Genomic DNA, 15436 nt, shown 5'->3' on the forward strand with positions numbered 1-15436 from the left:
TATTTATTACTTTTTAGGGTATGAATTTACATCAATAATCTGATTTTATTAAATTTCTTTATGCACCCGCCTCTGAATCCCATACCTCAATAAATTCAAAATCTTTCAAATCACTTTGTTCAATAAGAACTTTCAACGCGGCAGAAATAAAAACAGCCGTAGGATAGTTTTTTCCATTTATATAAACCTTAAAAATTATTTCATTTTGAACAACATTACAATCAAATGTGAACTTTTCACATCCTATTATTAAACCTGTAATCAGTTTTTTTAAAAAATTAATTTATTACTATCAATTGCATCTAGTACATTCAAAACATGAACTAAATAATATTCCTCACTAATTGATTTGCTTACAAAAAGTAAGAATTCAACATTAGCACCTAATATAGACTTTAATAATTCTTTTGCCTTTTCACTAACCATCAAGGTACCAGTTTCTCCCCAAACATAGGACAGTCACTTTGTTTATCCCCCTTCTACACATTCAATAAAAATTTCTCCCCATAAATCAGAAAGTTTTATTGCCAAATCTTCATGCTTTTCCTCCTATATGCTATGTTATTTACTCAAGTTCCATTCCTTAGTTGATTTATTTTTATACTGCTCTCCAATAACCCATAACCCTATTCTGATTTTCTGAATTGCTGCAACAGCAGAGTTAGGGGCTATTTCAAACTCTTTCATTAATTTTTGTATTTCCACAGCTCTACTATCCTTCTAGGCTACAATATAATGTGCTTTATTATAAAATGAATGATTTTGTATGAAAGCTAAAATTCGCCTAAGTAAATCTAGTGATTTATTGGTATAATTAATATCGTATTCCATTTTATGGATCAATCAATTAATATAAGGCTATGTTTTAAAACATATGAAAATACTGCTAATTTAATATTAAACATAATAAAATACATAGCCCTTTCTTTTTACTATTAAAAAACATATTGAAGTAAGGAGTTATATTATAATGGCAATCTTTCAAAGTAATGTTCAAAAAGCTGAACAAATTGCTACTCAAATGAGAGCAGCTTCTGACGCAATTCAAAATGCAACAGGTAAATCAATAACGCACGCAACACGTACAACTTTAATCGTGAATTCCAAAGCGCAGGAAGCAAACCAGCAAGCATTAGAATTAACTAGACAATTTCTTTCTGCCTTTCAGCAATCCATTGACAATATACAGTCTGTAGCAACAGAGTTTGAACGAATGGACAACGAATTACAGAAGAATTTTTAGCTTTTTTAAGAATTTTTCCTTTATCCCTTCTGTTAACTTATATATAAGCAAAAAGGTAGGCGGAAAAAATGAATCAAGAAATAGAACAAAAAATGAAGGTCTTGAGTCAAAATCTAATGAATCTATCCGAGGAACAATACCAAAATCAACGCGCAATACAAACACAAGAACAAGCAGAAGCAGACTTTCAAGAATTAAAAATACGCAGCCATCGCTTTTTTCATCGTATTTTAGAAACATGGCATGGTGATAAAGAACTCTTTCGCTTTTTTACCAATATACAATTAGAAACTCAACAAATTGAAAGAAGCCTTTCTTATAAATTAGAAGAACAAAAGGAAACATTAATTCAAGAGAAACAAAAATTATACAATCTAGAAAATGACCTCACTCATCAAAAACAAAAACTTGCTAGGGAGGCCAATTTATGAGTTTAAATATGTATCTTGGAGAGGTACAATCCCAAACAAACACTATGTATGCTTTTTGTACTGCTACTATACAAAGTATGGAGCAAGTAATCCAGTCTATCGACAGTTTTGTGGGTGATTCTGTCCTACAGGGTCAGACTTATTATAGTGCGAAAATGTATTTTGCAGAAACGTTTCTTCCTTTAGCACAGGGGATTATTTACCTATGTGAAGAATTACTCCATCAAAATGAATCTTTTCCTGCTGAGTTTCAATCAAGAGTCGCCTCAACAGATGTAGTTGAACAAGAACTATTAGAACAAATCCGAGAGATTGACCGAATGATAGCAAGTATTGAAGTTACAAAACAAATTATGCCACTACCGGATATGGATGCAATGGTTAACCTATTTATTGAGATGCGCCGTAAAATCCAGGAAAAGTTAGAACATCTATATGAATTTAATCAAACATCTAGTAATAACTATGCTACCGCGATTCAATTAGCGGCTAGTATCGCTGCAGGCCTTGCTGAGGTTCAAAGTGGAAAAGGCTTCAGCCCTGCAAGCGGTACATTTAGTACACAAAGAATAAATATGGAATGGGCAGATTCTATTCATGAATATCTAGACAATAATATTCGATTAGATAATAGTATAAAAACAAATAATCTAATCGAATCTGGTATACTATTAAGTAGTTCTTCTGAAAAGAATATACTAGAAAAGTTTATAAAAGGGGTTTGGAATGGATCTGGAAAATTTATTGGCGATTTAGTAGAGACATACAATTCGTTAGACGATACAGTGACAAAGGAAAACCTAAAATATGCTGCAGGTCATCCTATAGAAACCGCTTATACCATGATAAATACTTTTTCAGACACTTTTATGAATGAATTTTGGCATGGCGATGCTGAAAGTCGTACACAATGGGGAACAAATATTTTTATGGAGTTTGGTTTAGGATGGATTGGAGATAAAGGAGCAGGCCAAATTGGAAAAGTAACTTCCCTTGGAGACTCTGTAAAGTTAACGAAATTTTCAGGTGATACACCTTATATTTCAAGCCACTTACCATTAAAAGATCGATTTGCTTTTGCCGGTACAAGCCCACTTAAAAGTGAAATTTCTCCGTCTAAAGATTTTTTTATAAGAATTAACAGTGGGGAAAGTAAATTAAGTAAATCTGGAAAAAACATAGGAAAAAGAAAGATTCCCCCCGCTGTAAAAAAAGTAGATGAATTAGGTGAGTATTACGAAGTAACTATAAAATTCGAAAACAATGTAAAATGGGGCAATGAATTTCGTGATATGAATTTACGTGATTTTGATCGTAAAGTGAAAAAATTACAAGATTTGAGTGATGCAAACTTATTACAAAAGACAAAACCTATTAGAGATCCTCAAGTTACAAAACAGTATCGAAAGGATGTTATAAAAAAGATTATTGAAATCTATTATCCAAAAGATAAAAAATTAGCAAAAGAATTAATCGATAAAGTAAAGTATGATATGGATCCAGATCACCGCTGGGATTTAGGCCTTAATGGAGAAGACGTTAGAAGTAACCTTCAATTCATGGATCAATTTACAAATAGACGAATTGGTGGAATTTTAGGAGTACAATTAAAAGATGCCCCTTATGGTTCGAGAGTGAAGATAAATATTGAGAGGGAGTAGAAAATGGACAAATCAGTATTAGAAAAAATAGAATTAATTAAAGACATTTTAGGTAATGACCCATTTAGTTTGCTGATTGGGGAAATAATAGAAATACAAGACAACTTTGACAAAAAATTAGAGGAAGGTGTTTTAAAAGATTATTATTTTATTATAGGAAAATACGAAATATTAAATGGCGGAGTAATAACTATATTTGGTCATGAAAAACTTGATAGTATTCAGTTTTATACCGATGATATGCCAGGTGGTACTAATAATTGGATATGTATAGGAAAAATAGAAAACTATCCATTATTTATTAATAAAATTAATGGTGAAGTTTCTTGTTTGTTTGGGGATTTAATTGATCAAAACTTTGTTATTGAATCCTATGGTAATTTGAATAATTTCTTACAACATTACTATTTAGGGAGAAAATATTGTGAATTAGGTAGTAAATTTGTTCAAGCTGGAGGAATTAGTGATACTGTAGGTAATAAAAATGATGATTGGTATCAACTACTAGAAGATAACAACTTATTATAATGCATTCTAGATATTTAGTAAAAAAAGCACACATAACTGAAGTGAATCCAAAATGTTAGACACATTATTTCATTAGACAGCTTCTTTGGCATGGATTCGGTATTGTACTGGACTTTCCTTAATTTTTTTATGATAATGGTATACTACCTCTACTTTGATAGTTAATTTAAAAGGAATAATATATATTTTATGTACTAAGTGAAACGCTGCTATTTAGCAGCGTTTCACTTGTATTTTTCATCAAAGTTCGGAATCGATGAACAGAAATTAGTAATTTTAAATTTCGCTGTCACTATTTCTTCCTGAGCGATTCCACTAATACTCAAAAGTTCTGTTCTTCTACCTTTAATATTTCCTTATTTACTGGACACTTTATTTTCCAGTTTTAATCCACTGTCACCCTTACCTGAGGATCATACATTTTATTTTCATTTGCAATAAACATAATACTTTTTCCTTAGCGTTTATTTCCCCTACCACATTATGCTACCAATGTATTTTTAATGAATCCTCAGTTTTAGAATCTTTGAAGAATTTTTATAACGTTTCTTAATCTCTATGAGGCTATTAAGAATAATGTTTGTTCCGCAGGTATATGGGTTAGATATTAAGCCATCAATATCTATAGAAAAATTTACACTATGACTCCCATTTTCTATATAATCATTCTTAACCACTATTAATGAATTTTGTTATGGAAATGTTGAAATTCGTACACAATGGAAAACTCATTCTTTTATTAATTTATTATTAGATTTAGCTATTGATTAAGATGGCTTCTTGTCATCCCTTGTTCGAAGCCAATTCATCTCCCACCTACTCACTGGGCTGTGATCCTTCACGCTCCTTGAGGAAGGAGTCTTCTTGGCTAAAACGGTAAATTTTGTAAAGGATCTTTTGATAGATTACTTATTAGCTTACCTGAAGAAATCTCTTAGTTGTTGATTTGCTAACCTTTCTTGTTTACTATCAATCAATAAAAAAAGATTTTTTTGTTCAAGGGCTACTTTAAAATCTTAAGTTGATGGATGTGTGAACGTACCCCTACTAATATTCTTGCTTTTAAACCATTATTACTGTATTATATTTACGTAGTAATATGAGGATTATGGTATATAAAAAAGGAATCAAATCTATCAGTAAGATTTAAATCCTTTTCCAAGGCAAAAAGATTTTGCCAAAATCTAATATAATTTATGCTTGTCTTTTTAATATGTATCTAGTAAAAACATATTTTTTATCAATAGAATTCTGTTTTCAATGATAGGAATTAGTGTTCTAAACAAGGAACCATACAAAGTGATCTGAAAAACCTAAGAGTTATTGTATGTAGTTTGCTCATCTCCCGGTACTACAATAAAAGAGCCTTACCTCTCTAGGCAAGACTCTACTAGTTTAGTTGTATAATATTTACATGATAACTAAGAAACAAAAAACATATAACACCAAATAGCAGCACCCTATTATTCCTCCTACAGCTAATACCTGTTTAACCCAACTCTTAAATTTTTGATTACTGTAAATCGCTTGCACTCTTTCCATATTTCCTCCTATTAATGAGAACCCTTATAGACTCTCACCTTGCTATGGTAACATTAAAAAATGGCTAATAGAGGCCTAATGTATAAATATGCAATATTGCATACATAAATGTATTGTTATAATTGTAAGCGTTTACTATAATAAGGTTATAAAGATTCACCACATCTTAATAAGAAAAAAGAGGAGCGAATAATATGGAAATCGCAATGGCAGTTTTAAAATTTATAGGTGGAGCAATCCCATTAATTCAAGAACTTCTAAAAGCATTTATGTAAATTCACTATTTAGCAATTATTTATAAAAATTATCATACAAATGATCTGTATATCAAAAATGAATTGATTTACAGATCATTTGCGTGAGCAAGGTCCCTTTAACATGATTAAGGGAATTTTTTAATTTTTAAATACTTAAGGTTACACCACATTAACATCAAGTTAGCAAAACAAAAAGAAAAATACGCACCCTTCCTATAATTCTACAAATGGAATAGCATATTTTTCATTTTTGGGGCCTTAAAAACTTTAACTTCATGGTGATGGGGTAACAATTCTGATTTAGAGATAAGATCAGTTTATACAAAGATTACCCACCGATATGTGGAAGATAAAGAATACACTTGCGAAATTAAAACGATTGAATTAAAGAACTTGATGTTAGTATGGTGAACAGAATATGAAAATCACTTAAAAAATCGTAATCTTCACAAAAAAATACCAAGACCCCCCTCCTCTCCAGGGCAGTCTTGGTATTTTTTACGTTCACATACAAATTATTATTTGTATTGTTGCATGTGTTCTTTGTTAAATCCTATACGTCTACCTTACCATTGATAAGCAATGACTAATATCTCTCCTTTAATCGTACTGATTATCTATACCATGTTTTAAAGGAACTATCTTGACTAAAATGATAAAACAAGAAATTGAAATAAGCACCTTTTTTATTTTGTAAACTGTAAAGCTTCCATTTTATATGAACCAGAGTTAAGTTTAAAGGAACTAAATCGTGCGTTTTCTCTTTATTCAACCATTTAACTTACTAACACTTTTCATAAGATATTTACACACTGCATTTAGGTAAAGAAATACAGAAATGTGTTTTTTTCTTTGTACTATCTAAATTTATGCTCCCTCCATGTTTTTCTACTATATGCTTAGCAATAGTTAATCCAAGACCTGATCCCCCATTATTTTCTCGAGAATCATCTACTCGAACAAATGCATCAAAAATACTCTGTTTCATATCCTCAGGTATTCCAATTCCATTATCTATAATGTTTATATATACTTTGGTTTTATCTTCAATTAACGATACAAAAACGGTCGTACCTGCCGCATTATACTGTAGAGCATTAGATATTATGTTAGAGATAGCCCGGTATAATAGCCTGTTGTTAATTGGAGCAATCACTTCTTTAGAGGGAATTTGATATTGAAGGATTAAGCGCTTCGCTTGAAATAAATCATAATATTCTACAAGCAATTCACGAATAAACTCAGATACATCAGTTGGATGTACTTCAAAAGGGTAATCAGAATGCTCTAATTTAGACAGTTCAAAAATATCTTCAGTTAACACCGCAATGATTCGAATCTTATTATATATTACATTCAAGGTTCTTTCTCTTTCACTTTTTTCTGTAATGATCCCTAGTTGTAATGCTTCAACATAACCTTGAACGGTTGTAATTGGTGTCCTTAAATCATGAGACAAATCTACAAGCATCTTCTGCTTGGTTTCTTCCAACCTCTTCTTCTCTTTTTCTATTTTATCGAGTTTTTCCGACATAACATTAAACGAATGCTGTATTTGCATTAACTCAAAATATGTTTCATAGTTTAACCTTTTATCATATTTCCCACTAGCAATTTTCTCAAATCCAGTTGCTAGTTTATCCAATGGCCTGGTTATTTTCCTAGCAATTTGCCTACTAAATATATATACATTCATAGAGAAAAATACAAAAAATAAAACGATTGTAGTAAGTAATATCTTATAAAAAACATATACGTATTCCTCATTTTTATCAGAAAACGTATATTCATACTTTATTGCTTTTTTAGGAACCTTAACAAGGCAATATAATGTTTCACCTTTTTTCGTTACAAATGTTGCTACAGATGAATAATAAGGAAGTTGATCATTATCAAAAAATAAAGTAGTAAATTCTCTTTGTGAATATGATAAAAGCTTATCCTTTTTTTCCCCTTTGGTATAGATAACTTGTAAATTTTCATTAAGAATTTCTACCCAACCACCAAATGATTCTATTGATTCTGAATTAATAGTTTCAAAGTTTTCACGCACTACTTCACTTGCTTTTAAATTATTTAGCTCTCCTAGTTGCTTTTCTGTTTGGTACATCAAAAATATAAATAAGATTATCACCGTGAAACCTATTGCTAGTGCAAATATAACGTAATTTTTAATTAAGATATATAAAACTTTATTTTTCATAAAGTTCTTCCTTCCTAGCAAATCTATACCCAAGTCCCCGGATCGTTTTTATATAAACTGGATTCTTAGGAGAATCCTCTAATTTCTCTCGTAGTCTACTAATATGAACCATAATCGTATTATCATCTGCACAGTAATAATCAGACCATACACTTTCAAAAATTTGTTTTTTAGTAAATATTCTCCCTGGTTCTTCCATAAAAAGTGCTAAGATTTTATATTCCGTAGCACTGAGAGAAATGGATTCGCTTGATTTATAGAGTATACAAGAATGATGATCTAATACTAAATCACCCATATGAATTTGCTTCTCCTTACCTTCTACAGCCTTATCATTAAATTCATAGGATCTTCTAAGGTGAGCTTGAACTCTAGCTATAATTTCTAAAGCACTAAATGGCTTTGTAATGAAGTCATCTGCTCCAATCCCTAAACCGATAATTTTATCTACTTCTTGAGATTTGGCTGACAATATAAGTATCGGGAATTGTAACGTCTCACGAATCTTTTTAATTAATTGATAACCATCCATTTTGGGCATCATAATATCAACAATAGCTAAATCAATATGATTTTCTTCTAGACACTTTAAGGCAACTTCGCCATTTGAAGCCTCTACAACAAAAAAATTTTCCATTTCTAAAAAAAGTTTTAAAAGATCAATAATATCTTTGTCATCATCAACGATTAATATATTTTTTTTCATACTCTCCCTCGCATCGGTCAGAATTTTCAAAAACCCATTTAAGGTTATTGTAAGGTAAATGAAAGTGACATGAAAGACTAACCGTTTAATATACAGGTATGAATTAAAAAAGGAGGCATTATCACATGAAAAAATTTGTTGGAATTGCGTTAGCAGCTGCCATTGGAATTGGAGGTTTAGGAACTTTTGCTACTACTAAAACTCACGCAGCAGTAAACAATCAAGAATCAAAAAAATCGGGTTATCAAGTATCTGACGTGCAAGGTGAATTTATGCACATTAAAGTGGGGAAACCTTGGTCAATGACGCCAAACGGAAAACAATACAAATATGTCTTATTTAGTGAAAACAAAATTTATGTAAACCCTAAAACTGGTGTAGTAACAGCATATGAAGAAGGAGCAGCTGAAGGCAGAGTACTCGATAAAAATGGAAATGTTGTTGCTATTTGGTATATCACGGCTTTTAAATAATGAAGGGTTAATTTTACAAGGTCGAAAAGAGCATCTTTAAGTTTATTATGAAAGTAGTAAAAGAATTTCAAAACTTGTAATTAAACTAAAATAAAAAAGCTTATCCTTTAAAACGTAATGATAAGCTTTTTTATTATTCTTTTCATTTTTTGTTTTCGGAAGTATTTCTTTAAGATGATAGCAATGTGGTGCTATCCCATCTATATAAAGCTAAAACTTTATAGTGCCCCAAAACGGAAACAACGAGTTGCATTTATATAAATAGCTTTTGGAAAACTAATAATTTTGTTTAGGGATACTTTAAGATTTTAGCTTAAATGACATATAGTTTTACCTCATACAGATTGATTAGAATATTAAACTTAAACGTGTTATTTTTAGCATTCTAAATAATCGGGTTCAATGTATTTTTCTGTTTCAGGAGAGCTTTTAATTTCTATAGGATATTTCTTAAAAGCTACAACAGTAATCCTATCTTCTTGAACTAAACTTCTGGATTCATTTATAGAAGAGAAACCTGTTCGCGTTAAAAAATTGTATAGAGAGGATTTTGTCATCCAAAAACTAGTAACATTATCTAATGATGCCCATTTTGATTTTAAACGTTCTTCTATTGATGAATTAGCAGAGTGTTCTAGCATTGTGTGTCCCTTATATTCATAATTATTATAAAGTACTGATACATTAGGAGTAGAAGTGATATGAGTATCAATTATTACAAACCTTTTGCATACTTCATACACTTTTTCTAAAAAGGGGAATACATCTGAGCAGTCTAAATGATATAAAATACCAGAACATAAAACAATATCAAATTGACCATATTTTTCAGCACTTAAATTTCTTACATCATCTTGATAAAAAGTTAAGTTTTCCAACCTTAATAAATCTTTAGCGAATATAGCTTTTTGTATGTTTGATTCTCTTCCTTCTATCCCTACAACAGTTGCTCCTTGCATAGCAAACTCAATAGCGTAATGCCCCTCTAAACAAGCTAAATCTAAGATTCGAAGATTTTTAAAATCACATTGTGTGATATCTTGAATCATTGTCACAATTTTTTTTAATGCAGGATTTGGTTGTCGAATATCTCTTGTATATAGAGTATCCGTTAATTTAATATCATAAGCGGTCCATTCACCATATTTACGAATAATGTTTTCTTTTTCGAGAACAAAATCTTTCATGATACATTTCGCCACCTTTAACATAATATTATCTGTAATATATATCTTTATATGATCAATATATGTGTGTATAACTTGTATTTAGACGTAGGTAAACATTTTAAAGCTTGTCACTTTATCATGTGGTACGTCAACGATCCCTTCTTATTGGGAGCCACTCGCAAATTTATAAAAATAGGCAGCTCAAATAGTTAACTAATTAAACTACCTATTCATCTCACCTATCTAAATTATAGAAATAATTCTAATTTAACTAATTAAGATTTTTTCTTTTACATAGAAAATCTTATTATATTCATTTTTAACCATAGCCAGTGCAAATGTCATAATGATAAGTAGGACACCACATTGCTATCAAGATAAGCAAACAAAATACTCCTTAAAATAAAATGAAAAAATACATTATTTTTTCTTATAAAAGAAAAGCAAAGCAAAGAATAAACTTTAATATGTATTAATCCAAACAAGAGAAGATGATTCATGTGAAACAATTTACTAAATTTCCTCTGACATTTTTAGTTATGTTCCTAGCCAATTTAGCGAACTATTATTTTATCCTATTTATGTAATAATAAAAGCCTTCCTAATTATAGGAAGGCAACGTTCTAAAATGAAAACCTATATTTGATTACTAATTAAATTACCTCAAACTGATAATATACACTTTTCCCATTCTCCCTAGTTACTTTAATTTCAGCAAATCCTTTACCAATGACATCCATTCTAACCTTTCCATTGCCCTGTACTGTATATTTGACAACTTTTTCTCCATCTATTGTTGTATGCTTTGCTGCAACTCCATCTTCTGTTCTAGATTGACCAACACGCCAACAGTCACTGCACTTTTTTGTGCTCTTAGATATCATTTCATTTTTTACATGTACGCTGTTAGTAGATGCATCAGCAATACCATTTGTACTCAACAAAATTATGGAAGTTACTAAACCTATTCCTAGTTTCTTTAACATTATTTCATCCCTCCTGTGATAATTCATAATTTTATATTAAACTGAGATTCTTTCAGGTAACTTTCATTTACCTTACAATAACCTTAAATCCCTTTCTGTAGATATCGAATTCTTTGGAAGAAAGAATTCACATATTCATCAATTTAAAAGTTGTAAAAGGAATTCAAGGCAAAAAATTATACACCTTCACTTGAGAATATCAATTTTCTCATTTTAGGCATTTCGTTTATTATCTTATTAGGAATGTGGAGACATATTAGGCTTTAGAAACCTTATCTTTTCCGTCTATTACGCTGACCTTTCCTTAACGACATACAAGACATCCAGTGTTAAAGTCACCTCTTATTTCCTTTACCAATGTCCATTTGGTCCAAAATAAAAAGTTCACCAATTAAGGCGAACTTTTTATGTACTATTGCTGTGAGTTTCGTTCACATCATTCTGTCCGTTATTTGAAAAACAAAGAAGTTTTTCATGATATATAATATGTATCTCTAAAAATAATGTGCTTATACCCAATTTCTTTTTAGGTGTTAAATCTGTTCATTATTGTGTAATTTCTATATAACAAAGAAAACATACTAAGATTAGTAGTGTAGACCAAGGCATTGGTTCGCACTACTATTTTTTATATAGTAGAAGTGAAGAAAGGGTCGTGGGTGCTTTGGGATTTTGAATCCGTAAAAAAAACTGACCTTCTTCACTTACCTTATTTGAATTAGTTTTTAGTATGTTGGTCCTCGAGATCGTGTATAAGAAATGGGAATCGATAAGTGTAAGATGAAGACTTCAATTTTCCATCAGGAGGAACTTTATGAGACACGTAATTGCTTTTGATATCAGTATGGGTAAAAGTTATATGGTGATTTATTATGCACAAAAACAATGTATCTTTGAAAAGGAAATCCAACATTTGAAGCCTGATTTTAAAGAGCTACAAAAAAAGATATATGAGCTTACCGAGAAAACTGGTAAATTACCTGAAATTGTGTTCGAGGCAACAGGAATTTATTCTAGACAGCTAGAACGATTTATGCAGGTAGTTTTTCTGTAAAGAAATATAATTCATATTAAACCAATGACTAAAACTAGGTTTTATGAGGATGTTTTCAGTTTGATCACACACTAAGTTTAGACTTCTTGAATTTGAAAGTATAAACATTGCCATGTTCAAGTAAAGGTTTGAACATATTTTCCATATAGATTGGCCCTACATTATTAGCTAATGAAGGTGAAATTTCTTTATAAATTAAAGAAGGAAAATTTATTATAGTATTTTAACTTAATATACAAAACAATATTAGTACACCTATGACACTCTAAATTGTCACAGGTATATTTTCTAAAACTCTTTTTTATCACCCTGTTTTAACTCCCTCCCCAGCCCCCTACATTGTAATTTTAATAATCTAGTCTCGGCACATACCTTTTTTTTGTAGAAAAACTATAGTACAATAAATAACCAAAAGATCTATTTCCAGATTGTCCCCATTTATGTACCTTTCAGTTCATTTTCTGCTATTAGTTCCTTTGTTACATACATCAAATACATAATGACTGGGAAAATTAGATAACTAACAGTTTTACCTTTATCAGTAATAGGATGCCTTTCTTCGACTAGAGCGACTTTTATTATTAACAGAGTTCCCCTAGATCAAATGTAACAATTTATGAGTAGAAGAATATTTTCTGAACTTTAATGTAATGTAAAATTAGTAAAGAACGTATTTCATGAAAAAATGTTAACTAATAAAGAATTAGAAGTGATCATGTGAATAAATTATTACTATCATGTTTATTAGTTACATTCTGTCTAAATACCGCAGGATGTTCTAATGATATGACTATACTAAAGGATAGTTCTAAACCTTCAACACCTACGAAGGTTAAATACATTAACAAAGCGTGGTACAAAAAATATATACCATGTAATAGTTTATGATAAAGGTCATAAGGCGAAATTATTATATATTAATCACGATATAATTAATTGTTCTAAATCTACCTAAAAAGACTATCAATAATGGTGGTCTTGTTTATATTGGTGAGATTGTACTAGTATGATAGAATAGATTTAACTGTATGACGTAGGGTGGTTGGTTGCTGTCCTTTCTCTTTTTTTATGTAGAGGGAAAGGAGGTGACTCCTATGATGGAATATTTACTGTCTTTGCTACAGGATTTGTTGAAAGTATTTTTGACAATTCTTGTTACCGGTTATGGAAACAAACTGGTGAGTAATATTAGCAAAAAACGTAAAAGAACCTCCCTACGCCGTCGGAAGCAAAAGGGAAGTTCTAGAAAAAGAAAATAACTTTATTTAGTAACTACCCGCCTTACGACAACAGTTACCAGAAGAGATGTATCAAGCATCTCTTCTTTTATTATATACCCAATATATTACTGTAATACTACTGTAGTAATAATTATAACAAATGAACATAAAAAATCAATGAGTAATGGACAAAAGAAAAGACACCCTAAGGTGCCTTCTTCCGACTTGAGCAATCCTATAGTAATGCGATGTCGATTAATAAAATAATTTATATAAATAATTCGCTATATCTTTATGTACCCTAGCTGATATAATGTACAAGGAATTTATTGGCTAATTAATAACGCACACATATATTAGGGAGGTACATAAGTCATGGAATTAATAATTTCTTCATTTGTATTAGTAGTAATATTCTTTATTCTTTCGATAGTTTTAAGTGGTAAAGGTCAGCGAATAGCAAAAGAAGTTTTAAAAGAGCTTATTAATGGTCCTGAGGGGAAAATGTTGGTAGGTTTTTTTGGATCTGCAGCAGTTACAGGAGTAATTTTTGTCATTTGGCTTCTATTAAATTAAGCATTCCAGTTACTCAGTCTGATACAAGGTGCAAGAAAATTACTGGATAATTAAAGGTACATAAGCCATGTTAGAGGTAATTACGGCATTTTTCTTACTAATTCTCCATTCCATTGTTTATCTCTTTTCAAGTGGAGAAACTAAGCAAATAGCAAAAAAACATATAAAAGAAATTCTTAATAGGCCGGATGGAGTAATAATATTAATTGTTGCTGCGGCACTTTTAATCGGGGGGATATATTTATTATCACAATGATTTCAAATACCTTAGCTTAAAACGTATAAGGAAATTAAAAGTATACAAATAGTACAATTATAAATAATGATATTTATAATTGTGTTTTTTTTCATATTTATCATATCTATTATTCTTTCATTATTTTCAAAAGGTGAAACTCAACAAGAAGCAAAAGAAGTTGTAAACGACATTGTTACTGGTTCTAATGGGAAGATACTATTAATCGTTGCTGTGGTATTTGTAATTGGAGGGATATTTATTGTTGGTAGTATTGTAAATGATGGCTATAAATCACCTAAGAATCCAAGTATGCGAAACGATCGTACACCTTTAAATTGTGCTCATTATGGTGGAGAATGGGACACCGGTGGTCTTTTTGGAGAAGCTAAATGTGTTTATAATAAAACTTATGAATCGGATAATAAATAATATATAAAGGCCTTATCTTTTCTATAGGAAGATGAGGATTTTTTATGCATAAAAAAGACACCTAAGGTGCCTTTTTCTAATGTGTTTACATCCTTAATTGATTGTAAATTGATTTGAATACGTGAATTCACCACGATATTTAATTACAGCGACATAATTACCACTTGTATAGCTATCTGTGATAGGTGTTTGCCAAATTTCTGTTCCAGGAATAAATTCTGGTTCTATTGTTTGGAATCGTTCTAGGGTACCATTTGTGTGGATTTTATAAATTTCCATTTGCGCACCAAAATGTTCCCTACCAAAGTGCTGTGTTAAGTAAAATGTATCACCAGTTATTAAATTCCCAATCTTCCAATCAGGTTGGTATGTACTTTCCTCTGAATTTTGTAAATCCATAATGGTTTTGAATCCCCAATCATCATTAAGTGGATCTGAGTAAGCTGCAGCTGCTTGTGAGGTAGGCTTACTCATTTCTACTGCAGTAAACCCACTAAATGTTAACGCTCCAATTAATGCTATTTTTCCTAATTTCATTGTTGTTTCCCCCTACCAAATTTCAGAATTATTTAAAATCATATACAAACAATAATATAATTAGTTGTATTATATTTCAAATATTTTCTAAAAAAATCCAAAAATAAAAAGACACCCTAAGGTGCCTTCCTCTTACTTATGAATCAAATTTATATTTTGTTCACTTTATTCAGTATGGTGATG

The 15436-nt window shown here is 30.5% G+C and carries 15 protein-coding genes and 3 pseudogenes; 11 read left to right on the forward strand and 7 right to left on the reverse strand.

The features are described 5' to 3' along the window. Window positions 1-58 precede the first annotated feature (58 nt). Both AXW78_RS34995 and AXW78_RS34555 read right to left on the reverse strand, forming a co-directional pair. A pseudogene (locus AXW78_RS34995) lies at window positions 59-519 on the reverse strand (imm11 family protein); the annotation flags it as partial. A 42-nt stretch (window positions 520-561) separates the two neighbouring features. Further along, window positions 562-705, reverse strand: a complete 144-nt coding sequence (locus AXW78_RS34555) for a hypothetical protein (RefSeq protein WP_165375049.1) — start codon at window positions 703-705, stop codon at window positions 562-564. A gap of 265 nt (window positions 706-970) precedes the next feature. Here AXW78_RS34555 and AXW78_RS27130 point away from each other — a divergent pair, with 265 nt between their 5' ends. From AXW78_RS27130 to AXW78_RS34560, 5 genes and pseudogenes are all read left to right on the forward strand, one after another. Further along, a complete protein-coding gene (locus AXW78_RS27130; RefSeq protein ID WP_025689740.1) occupies window positions 971-1243 on the forward strand; it encodes a TIGR04197 family type VII secretion effector in 273 nt (90 codons plus the stop codon). 68 nt (window positions 1244-1311) lie between these two features. Further along, window positions 1312-1674 (forward strand): DUF3958 family protein, encoded by a 363-nt coding sequence (locus AXW78_RS27135; RefSeq protein WP_001070984.1) that lies wholly within the window; start codon window positions 1312-1314, stop codon window positions 1672-1674. Then, window positions 1671-3335: a T7SS effector LXG polymorphic toxin gene (locus AXW78_RS27140; protein WP_000056088.1), complete on the forward strand. Its 1665-nt coding sequence runs from the start codon at window positions 1671-1673 to the stop codon at window positions 3333-3335. The genes AXW78_RS27135 and AXW78_RS27140 overlap by 4 nt, the downstream gene beginning before the upstream one ends. Before the next feature lie 3 nt (window positions 3336-3338). Then, complete coding sequence (locus AXW78_RS27145; protein WP_000361639.1) at window positions 3339-3863, forward strand: hypothetical protein; 525 nt, start codon at window positions 3339-3341, stop codon at window positions 3861-3863. A 1630-nt stretch (window positions 3864-5493) separates the two neighbouring features. Continuing rightward, window positions 5494-5680 (forward strand): annotated as a pseudogene (locus AXW78_RS34560) (hypothetical protein). Between the two features lie 787 nt (window positions 5681-6467). Here the strand turns inward: AXW78_RS34560 and AXW78_RS27155 are convergent. Further along, window positions 6468-7865 (reverse strand): sensor histidine kinase, encoded by a 1398-nt coding sequence (locus tag AXW78_RS27155; protein ID WP_000792428.1) that lies wholly within the window; start codon window positions 7863-7865, stop codon window positions 6468-6470. Further along, window positions 7855-8571: a response regulator transcription factor gene (locus AXW78_RS27160; protein WP_000739374.1), complete on the reverse strand. Its 717-nt coding sequence runs from the start codon at window positions 8569-8571 to the stop codon at window positions 7855-7857. Before AXW78_RS27160 ends, AXW78_RS27155 begins: the two co-directional genes overlap by 11 nt. 125 nt (window positions 8572-8696) lie before the next feature. On the opposite strand from AXW78_RS27160, the gene AXW78_RS27165 reads away from it, so the two are divergent. Next, window positions 8697-9044 carry a hypothetical protein gene (locus AXW78_RS27165; protein WP_000714876.1) on the forward strand — a complete coding sequence of 116 codons (348 nt, stop codon included), beginning with the start codon at window positions 8697-8699 and terminating at the stop codon, window positions 9042-9044. Between the two features lie 377 nt (window positions 9045-9421). On the opposite strand, the gene AXW78_RS27170 is transcribed toward AXW78_RS27165, so the two are convergent. Then, window positions 9422-10231, reverse strand: coding sequence for a class I SAM-dependent methyltransferase (locus tag AXW78_RS27170; RefSeq protein ID WP_000651399.1), 810 nt, complete (start codon window positions 10229-10231; stop codon window positions 9422-9424). A 635-nt stretch (window positions 10232-10866) separates the two neighbouring features. Continuing rightward, window positions 10867-11199, reverse strand: a complete 333-nt coding sequence (locus AXW78_RS27175) for a hypothetical protein (protein ID WP_000914230.1) — start codon at window positions 11197-11199, stop codon at window positions 10867-10869. 814 nt (window positions 11200-12013) lie between these two features. Here AXW78_RS27175 and AXW78_RS27180 point away from each other — a divergent pair. From AXW78_RS27180 to AXW78_RS27195, 5 genes and pseudogenes are all read left to right on the forward strand, one after another. Then, window positions 12014-12238: pseudogene (locus AXW78_RS27180) on the forward strand (hypothetical protein); the annotation flags it as partial. 1109 nt (window positions 12239-13347) lie between these two features. Beyond that, window positions 13348-13512, forward strand: coding sequence for a hypothetical protein (locus AXW78_RS34565; protein WP_165375055.1), 165 nt, complete (start codon window positions 13348-13350; stop codon window positions 13510-13512). Between the two features lie 336 nt (window positions 13513-13848). Then, entirely contained in the window at window positions 13849-14049 is a 201-nt protein-coding gene (locus AXW78_RS27185; RefSeq protein ID WP_000420168.1) for a hypothetical protein, read from the forward strand. A gap of 67 nt (window positions 14050-14116) precedes the next feature. Continuing rightward, window positions 14117-14305, forward strand: coding sequence for a hypothetical protein (locus tag AXW78_RS27190; protein WP_000895160.1), 189 nt, complete (start codon window positions 14117-14119; stop codon window positions 14303-14305). Window positions 14306-14371: 66 nt separating this feature from the next. Continuing rightward, complete coding sequence (locus AXW78_RS27195; RefSeq protein WP_000576235.1) at window positions 14372-14716, forward strand: hypothetical protein; 345 nt, start codon at window positions 14372-14374, stop codon at window positions 14714-14716. Window positions 14717-14809: 93 nt separating this feature from the next. On the opposite strand, the gene AXW78_RS27200 is transcribed toward AXW78_RS27195, so the two are convergent. Continuing rightward, window positions 14810-15253: a DUF5065 family protein gene (locus AXW78_RS27200; protein WP_000765882.1), complete on the reverse strand. Its 444-nt coding sequence runs from the start codon at window positions 15251-15253 to the stop codon at window positions 14810-14812. Window positions 15254-15436: the final 183 nt, after the last annotated feature.

The sequence above is a fragment of the Bacillus thuringiensis genome (assembly GCF_001595725.1).
GTDB classification, from domain to species: domain Bacteria; phylum Bacillota; class Bacilli; order Bacillales; family Bacillaceae_G; genus Bacillus_A; species Bacillus_A thuringiensis_K.